General features: G+C 45.4%; 10 protein-coding genes. 3 read left to right on the top strand and 7 right to left on the bottom strand.

Features of this window, described 5'->3' with window-relative positions:
* Both B7X71_RS09630 and B7X71_RS09625 read left to right on the top strand, forming a co-directional pair.
* The coding region (locus tag B7X71_RS09630; RefSeq protein WP_293600605.1) for a peptidogalycan biosysnthesis protein at positions 1-477 on the top strand (477 nt) is incomplete at its 5' end.
* Entirely contained in the window at positions 474-728 is a 255-nt protein-coding gene (locus tag B7X71_RS09625) for a DUF1289 domain-containing protein (protein WP_293597613.1), read from the top strand. The genes B7X71_RS09630 and B7X71_RS09625, both read left to right, overlap by 4 nt.
* Here the strand turns inward: B7X71_RS09625 and B7X71_RS09620 are convergent.
* Together B7X71_RS09620 and B7X71_RS09615 are read right to left on the bottom strand one after the other, a co-directional pair.
* Entirely contained in the window at positions 725-2332 is a 1608-nt protein-coding gene (locus B7X71_RS09620) for an ABC-F family ATPase (RefSeq protein ID WP_293597612.1), read from the bottom strand. The genes B7X71_RS09625 and B7X71_RS09620 overlap by 4 nt on opposite strands.
* A gap of 101 nt (positions 2333-2433) precedes the next feature.
* Entirely contained in the window at positions 2434-3144 is a 711-nt protein-coding gene (locus tag B7X71_RS09615; protein WP_293597611.1) for a queuosine precursor transporter, read from the bottom strand.
* A 96-nt stretch (positions 3145-3240) separates the two neighbouring features.
* On the opposite strand from B7X71_RS09615, the gene B7X71_RS09610 reads away from it, so the two are divergent.
* Positions 3241-4419 carry an acyl-CoA dehydrogenase gene (locus B7X71_RS09610; RefSeq protein WP_215374147.1) on the top strand — a complete coding sequence of 393 codons (1179 nt, stop codon included), beginning with the start codon at positions 3241-3243 and terminating at the stop codon, positions 4417-4419.
* Here the strand turns inward: B7X71_RS09610 and mnmH are convergent.
* From mnmH to B7X71_RS09585, 5 genes are all read right to left on the bottom strand, one after another.
* Complete coding sequence (gene mnmH, locus B7X71_RS09605; RefSeq protein ID WP_293597610.1) at positions 4416-5489, bottom strand: tRNA 2-selenouridine(34) synthase MnmH; 1074 nt, start codon at positions 5487-5489, stop codon at positions 4416-4418. The two genes, B7X71_RS09610 and mnmH, sit on opposite strands and share 4 nt — an antisense overlap.
* Before the next feature lie 25 nt (positions 5490-5514).
* A complete protein-coding gene (locus B7X71_RS09600; protein WP_293597609.1) occupies positions 5515-5859 on the bottom strand; it encodes a TIGR01244 family sulfur transferase in 345 nt (114 codons plus the stop codon).
* Between the two features lie 55 nt (positions 5860-5914).
* Positions 5915-6352: a YeeE/YedE family protein gene (locus B7X71_RS09595; RefSeq protein ID WP_293597608.1), complete on the bottom strand. Its 438-nt coding sequence runs from the start codon at positions 6350-6352 to the stop codon at positions 5915-5917.
* Positions 6353-6355: 3 nt separating this feature from the next.
* Positions 6356-6793 carry a YeeE/YedE thiosulfate transporter family protein gene (locus tag B7X71_RS09590; RefSeq protein ID WP_293597607.1) on the bottom strand — a complete coding sequence of 146 codons (438 nt, stop codon included), beginning with the start codon at positions 6791-6793 and terminating at the stop codon, positions 6356-6358.
* A gap of 22 nt (positions 6794-6815) precedes the next feature.
* Positions 6816-7784, bottom strand: a 969-nt coding sequence (locus tag B7X71_RS09585; protein ID WP_293600603.1) for a YeeE/YedE family protein, incomplete at its 5' end; no start/stop codon positions are given.

Here is a 7784-nt window from a genome sequence, read left to right as displayed (position 1 = left end):
CGCTGTTATGAAAACACCTACATAGAGCACCGCTCGTCCCCCTATTTAACAGAAGAATGCGTTCAATTACTGGGTAGTAGCATGCCTGAAAATTTTCATCTGATTATTGCCACTATCGATGAGAGGCAGATTGCCTCATCCTTGCTCGTAGTTGATCAAGCCAATTCAAAAGCGTATGGTCGGTACTGGGGTGCCATAGAACATATCCCCTGTCTTCATTTTGAGTTAGCTTATTACCAGTCCATTGAGTATTGCATTAAGGAAGGTATCGAGATATTTGAAGGGGGTGCTCAGGGTGAGCACAAGATGGCAAGGGGGTTTTTGCCAACCACAATCCAATCAGTACATTGGATAGAGGATCCTGGCTTTTCTAATGCGGTAAAGCGCTTCTTAGGGCGAGAGCATGAAGGTATGGCAGCCTATGTTGATGAGCTCGAACAACACATTCCCCTGAAATCGTCTAAAGTACTGCCATGACTTCAACGTATAACCCATTAGAACAAGCTGGAGCCAATTCTTTAGCCGTTGGTGATGACGCCTCAGATTCTCCTTGCATTGGAGTTTGTACCACCTTATACGATGAAATCTGTCAGGGCTGTGGTCGCACTCTAGGCGAAGTCAGCAATTGGGTGTTTTTTAGTCAGGAAGAAAAAGATTTGGTCTGGAAACGCATCCGCGCCGATGGCACTGCAATGCGATTCCAGCGTCAAGCTAAAGAAAATACTTAGCCAGCTAAAGCTTGGCTACGTAAATACTCTTCGTAGGTTCCTGAGTAATCTACTACAGTGCCGTCCATCTTCACTTCTAAGATGCGGTTAGCTAGAGCAGATACAAATTCACGGTCATGAGAAACAAAGATTAAAGTGCCATCAAACTTCTCAAGTGCAATTTGTAAACTCTCAATGGATTCCATATCCATGTGGTTGGTTGGCTCGTCCATTGCAAGGACATTGTATTTTTGAAGCATCAATTTGCCCCAAATCATTCTGCCCTTCTCACCACCAGACAGCACTTTGACAGACTTACCAATATCATCGCCAGAGAATAGCAGTCGACCTAATGTGCCACGAATCACCTGATCATCGTCGCCTGTATTACGCCAGTAATTCATCCAATCCATGAGTAATTCGTCTTTTGCGAACATCTCGGTATTGTCTTGAGGCATCACGCCCACATTGGCGTTTTCCGCCCACTTCACATCACCACTATCAGCAGGAATTCCTTCAAAGCGTTTGCTCAAAAGAGTTTTCAATAACGTTGTCTTGCCCGCGCCGTTTTGTCCGATGATGGCGATCTTTTCCCCAGCACGAATACCAATCTTGAAATTCTTAAAAATTGGACGGTCGTAAGCCTTGGTCAGCGCATTGCACTCAACCGCCATGTTGTGAAGTTTTTTCTCGGTATCAAAACGAATAAATGGGTTTTGACGTGAGGAAGGTTTCACTTCAACAATCTCAATTTTCTCTAACTGTTTCTGACGTGAAGTAGCCTGACGTGCCTTCGATGCATTGGCTGAGAATCGAGCCACGAAAGCCGCCAATTCAGCAATTTTTTCTTTGGCTTTAACGTTATTACTGAGTTGTTGTGATCTTGCCTGAACAGATGCCAGCATGTAGGAGTCATAATTTCCTGGATACACCTTGAGCGTTCCATAGTCCATATCTGCCATATGGGTGCACACTTCATTCAGGAAGTGGCGATCATGGGAAATGATGACAATCGTGCTCTTAATTTGGTTCAGAATATCTTCAAGCCAATGGATGGAGTGAATATCCAAGTTATTGGTTGGCTCATCCAACAACAATACATCTGGGTCAGAGAACAATGCTTGTGCCAGCAATACACGCAACTTCCAACCGGGGGCCACACTACTCATTAATCCATTGTGTTGCTCAATTGGAATACCGATACCCAGTAACAACTCTCCTGCCTTTGCCTCTGCAGTATAGCCGCCGTACTCTGCATACTTACCCTCAAGCTCAGCAGCCTTCATGTAATCTTCATCAGTAGCATCTGGGTTGGCGTAAATGGCATCACGTTCGGCCGCAGCCTTCCACATCTCCTCGTGACCCATCATCACCACATCAAGAACACGTACATCTTCAAACGCGAACTGGTCCTGGCGTAATTTACCCAAACGAATACCTGGGTCTAAGCTGACATTGCCGCTAGTAGGCTCTAACTCCCCACCTAAAATTTTCATGAAGGTGGATTTACCGCAACCGTTGGCACCAATCAGGCCATAGCGATTACCGCCACCAAACTTAACGGAGATGTTTTCAAACAGGGGTTTTGCCCCAAACTGCATAGTGATATTAGATGCGGACAGCACGGATGTGTTTTTACTTTCTGATAGGTCAATTCGAGGGTGCGGATGCAGGTTATGCATCAAAGACCGTTATTTTAACGGCTAGCGCTCAAAAAAGTCGTAAATTAGACTTTAAGCTTAAATGGCGTGAAATTGGTATGCACGTCGTAATGATCCTGGTTTTCTTTGCGCTTCAGGAAGCCCACCACCCAGTAGGTTAATGGGGTAGCCAGAACCTCCCAGGCGGTCTTCAGGATGTATTGAGACGCTGCAACAGCCAGAACCTCATTTAGAGGCCAAAGGCCGTAAAAAGCTAGCATATAAAACAAGGAGGAATCCACTAACTCCCCGCTAGCCGTAGATCCTATCGTGCGCATCCAGAGGTAACGGCCCCGGGTCAAGATCTTCATTTTGGCCAAAGTATAGCTATTTACAAAACTACCGCACCAAAAGGCTGTCATAGAGGCAAGAGCAACGCGCCACGAATTACCAAATACCGTCTCCATACCCTGCTGATAATTGGCCATATAGGATCCAGGCGCTACTGGCAAAGCAATAACTAGTTGAGCCATGATTGCGGCAAAGGCGAGCGCAGCAAAACCAGCCCATACAGCCCGCCGGTCATAAGCGTAACCATAGACCTCGGTTAGTATGTCGCCGAAAAAATAGGCGATCGGAAAAAAGAGGATTCCGGCACCAAAAGTCACGCTACCCAAATAAGGCAAATCTAAAGTCGCGGCCTTACCGGCGCCAATAAAGTTAGAGCATAGCAGAACGACGACAAAAGCCGTCAATATCAGATCATAGTAGCGGTGGTGGCGTCTAGGAGGGTCCATCAATCAAGAAAAAAATGGATAATACAAAGAGAATATCTGTATTCCCAGAATTTCACAGAGTGCATATTAAAAACCTAGATAGGACGACTAAGAACCATGAGTAAAGCTAGTTTTAATTGGGCAGACCCCCTACTTCTCGACACACAGTTGACTGAAGAAGAGCGCATGGTGCGTGATGCTGCCGCTGAATATGCGCAGGGCCGTTTAATGCCACGCATTCATGATGCTTATCGTAATGAAACCACAGATCCAGCCATCTTTCGCGAGATGGGTGAGTTAGGTCTTTTGGGCATCACGATTCCCGAGGAATACGGTGGCGCAAACTTGAATTACGTTTCTTACGGATTAATTGCTCGCGAAATTGAACGTGTTGACTCTGGCTATCGCTCCATGATGAGCGTTCAGTCCTCCTTGGTCATGGTGCCTATCAATGAATTTGGTAGCGAAGCACAAAAGCAAAAATACTTACCTAAGTTAGCTACTGGAGAATGGATTGGTTGCTTTGGATTAACAGAGCCGAACTTTGGCTCGGATGCTGGTGGCATGATCACTAGAGCTAAAAAGGTTCCTGGTGGCTTCTCCTTAACCGGCTCCAAGATGTGGATCTCCAACTCCCCGATTGCTGATGTATTCGTTGTTTGGGCAAAGAATGATGAAGGTCTGATTAGAGGCTTTATTCTAGAGAAAGGCATGAAGGGTCTATCGGCTCCAAAAATCACTGGAAAAATGGGTTTACGCGCCTCCATTACAGGTGAAATCGTAATGGATGATGTCTTTGTCCCGGCTGAAAATGAATTCCCTGAAATTACAGGCCTTAAGGGTCCATTCACTTGCTTGAATTCAGCGCGTTACGGTATTGCCTGGGGTACGCTTGGTGCTGCTGAGTGGTGCTGGTATGCGGCCCGTCAATACACCATGGATCGCAAGCAATTTGATCGCCCTCTTGCAGCCAATCAGTTAATTCAGAAAAAGCTGGCTGATATGCAAACAGAAATTACCTTAGCACTGCAAGGCTGCTTACGCTTAGGTCGCATGAAAGATGAAGGTATTGCAGCTCCGGAAATTACCTCCATGATGAAACGTAACTCTTGCGGTAAATCCTTGGATGTGGCCCGTTTGGCCAGAGACATGCATGGTGGAAACGGTATCTCAGATGAGTATGGCGTGGTACGTCATATGCTCAATTTAGAAGTCGTTAATACCTATGAAGGTACGCATGATATTCACGCCCTCATCTTGGGTCGCGCACAGACTGGAATCCAGGCCTTTAGTTAAAGGCTAACCTTGGTGATGAGGTCTTTGGCTGTTTTTGCAAAGGCTTCATCACTATCACTTTCTAGTTGCACAAAATGATCTTCGCGATAACTTGGAAAATTGCGAACGATTGAAGATTGGTACGATGGGTCGTAGTGCATCACCAGTAATTCCTCTACCAAGTTAGCAAAGTCACCAGCGTCAATAGACTGATGCCACTTTTCAATTTGTACTTTGCCATAACGCGAGGTCAACAGGCTAAGCTTTTCTTTAAAGCTTTCAGGGCTTGTTAAGAAATGTTCATATTCACGCAACAACCAAGAGACGCGTGTATTGGCGCTAGAGCGAAGTTCAATACATTTACTATCTCGGATGCGCTCCATCAATGAATCGGGGATATGCACCCCCCCAACCTTTTTGCTCTCAGACTCTACAAAAACTAACTTAGATGGGTCAAGTGAATTCAATGCATTCCAAAGATTGGTCTCAAAGCCTTTTTGAGAAGGCTGCTCAATATTGGGCTCATTGCCAAGTACCGATCCACGATGAATAGCCAAACCCTCAAGATCCAGAATTTGTTCACCCAAAGCACTAATCTCCCGAAGAATTCGAGTCTTGCCGCTTCCAGTCATGCCGGCAATCACTTGGAAAGAAAAATCTTTCGAAGCCCGATCTAAGCCATCAATCACAACGCGCCGAAAGCCTTGATAGCCACTTTGCAACTGCATAGCTTTCCAGCCAATGCGGTTAAGAATGTGAGTAAAGGCGCCGCTACGCTCGCCACCACGCCAGCAGTAAATTAAAGGGCGCCATTCTCTTGGAAAATCAAACAGAGACTTTTCTAGATGATTGGCAATATTTCTAGAGACATAGGCAGCGCCTAACTTCTTCGCAGCAAAAGGTGACACCTGTTTGTAAAGAGTACCGATTTCGATACGTTCTTCATTATTCAGTACTGGCAGATTGATGGCACCGGGAATGTGATCTAAGGCAAACTCAGCAGGAGATCTGACATCAATAATGGTATCGAAATCAACCAAGGATGAGGCCAGTTTTTCAATGCCAAAAATATATGGGTTACTGGGTTGCAAACAATTTCCTAATGTAGCTAAAAGATCAGCGAACCTGTAAGGCCATTTGATACAAATTAGTTGAGCGTGCGCCTGAACGGCAGAAGGCCAATATCGGACCTGGCATTGTCTTTAGCAAACGAGCCATTTCAACAACCTGTTCTGGTGTAAATGCACCCGGAATCACTGGTAAAAAAGCATAGTTCAAGCCAAGCGCTTCTGCTTGAGTCTGAATTTGTGCATTCGTAGGTTGATCTGGACCACCCTCAAAATCTGGGCGATTATTGATTACGCTTTTGTAGCCTTGTTTAACAATCTCAGCTAAGTGGCTAGGGTTGATTTGACCCAGCGTACCGAATTGAGCGGAATGGCAAGAAATAGGAAGGCTCATTAAAACCTCAAAAATGGAGTGTGAATTTAAAAAAGGGAATAACGTAGATTTTAAATCACGCCGACTTTTTGTGGTCCGTAAAGAAACGATTGCACAGCGCCATGCCGGCAAGCATGGCCAATATAAAGACCAGGGCCTTCAGGTGCCCAGCTCCCAGGGCGACTATTGCAGGGCCTGGGCAGAAACCAGCGATACCCCACCCCGCCCCGAAAATAAGACTGCCGATCACGAGCGGCTTAGAAATATCTCTTCTAGTCGGAATATGGAGGGCACCGCCGAAAAAAGCTTCCGTCCGTTTAGAGACTAGATAAAAGCCGCCCAAACCCACAAGAATTGCTCCGCCCATCACAAATATTAACGATGGATCCCAGTAGCCAGTGATGTCAAGGAAATTAAGAATCTTTTGCGGGTTGCTCATGCCTGAAATAATTAGACCCAGTCCAAACAAGACTCCAATGAGATATTGACTATAGAAGTTGAAATGTTTTCTCATTATTTATAGACCTAACACATGGCGAATAACGAATACTGTCAAAAAACCAGTACTCATAAAAGATATAGTGGCAACTAAAGATCTTGGGGATAAGCGAGATAGGCCACAGACGCCATGGCCACTAGTACATCCAGAACCATAGTTCGCACCAAAGCCCACCAGTAGACCAGCAATGATGATGGCGATCCAGTCGGCGTCAATTACGGATGTGGTGTGAAGACCGAAGAACACACCTCCCCAAAATGGCGCGCTCACTAAACCCAAAACAAGGCTTAAGCGCCAATGAATGTCACCCTCTTTAGGCGAAAGCAATCCGGACACAATTCCACTAATGCCAAGAATACGGCCATGCAAAATCACATACAAAGCGGCTGCAACACCCAATAAGATTCCACCAAAAAAAGCGGGGCCCGGAGAAAAAGCCAACCAATCTATCTGCATTATGTTCAATCCAATTTAATAATTAACTGCATGGATTAGGCGCATTGCGTGTTTCTAAATATCGCAGAGCTAGGTATGCACCAAAGATAAATCCCGGCAAAGCAAGCAGTGAGCCTATTGCTAAGGTAGAGATACCACTCAAACCCTGACCTACAGTGCAACCTAGCGCTGTTACACCGCCGAATCCCATCAAAGTGGCGCCAACCAAGTGATTTGCCATATCTTCAGTATTGCGAAAGCTCTCCCAACGGAAGGACTTGGTAACAAGCGATACGCAGGCTGATCCAGAAATCATTCCTGCAACGGCAGCAATACCAACGGTAATAATTTTTGAGGTGTCGCTATACAGCATTAACCAATCTAATGAGAATGCATAGGGCGCTACAAACGATAGACTCTCCATACGACCAGAGTTGGTGACCAAGAAAACCTCTTCTAATGTATTGGGATCCTCAGCAACATAACCTAAATTTCCGGAGACAAACCATACTGCACAGATAGACAAGCCCACAAAAATTCCGGCAAACAAATTTTCTGCGGTCCAAAACGTCTTATTCGCTAGTGCATATGCAATGAAAGCAAATCCAATAATCAAGCCAAGAGCAAGATGGAGATTATTTCTAGCAACTCCAGTAATAGGACTCAGGATGCTTGGTAAATCTTGGGGGGTATTCAGTGCTATGAAAATTGAGTCCAAGGTGTTAATACGAATAACGCCGAGGAAGCCCTTCATAGTCATATAAGCGGTAAGACCAAGAACAATGAACACAATGATGGACTTGAGATTACCGCCACCAATCCGCACCAAAGTTTTACTTCCGCAGCCTGATGCAAGCACCATCCCAAAGCCAAACAAGGTACTACCTACAATAGCAGAAAGCCATAAAAATTTACTACCGGTATACATGCTCTTGAGCGGATCTATAAGACCAAAATAAGACATCAAGGCAAACCCAACAACAGCTACGCCGATAGCAAGAAACCACTGCTT

The sequence above is a fragment of the Polynucleobacter sp. 39-46-10 genome, from assembly GCF_002282275.1.
This window is presented reverse-complemented; position numbering and strand designations above follow the sequence as displayed.

Coding starts and splice junctions, on each gene's coding strand:
- B7X71_RS09625 (WP_293597613.1), top strand. CDS start 474: ATGACTTCAACGTATAACCCATTAGAACAAGCTGGAGCCAATTCTTTA.
- B7X71_RS09615 (WP_293597611.1), bottom strand. CDS start 3,144: ATGGACCCTCCTAGACGCCACCACCGCTACTATGATCTGATATTGACG.
- B7X71_RS09610 (WP_215374147.1), top strand. CDS start 3,241: ATGAGTAAAGCTAGTTTTAATTGGGCAGACCCCCTACTTCTCGACACA.
- B7X71_RS09600 (WP_293597609.1), bottom strand. CDS start 5,859: ATGAGCCTTCCTATTTCTTGCCATTCCGCTCAATTCGGTACGCTGGGT.
- B7X71_RS09595 (WP_293597608.1), bottom strand. CDS start 6,352: ATGAGAAAACATTTCAACTTCTATAGTCAATATCTCATTGGAGTCTTG.
- B7X71_RS09590 (WP_293597607.1), bottom strand. CDS start 6,793: ATGCAGATAGATTGGTTGGCTTTTTCTCCGGGCCCCGCTTTTTTTGGT.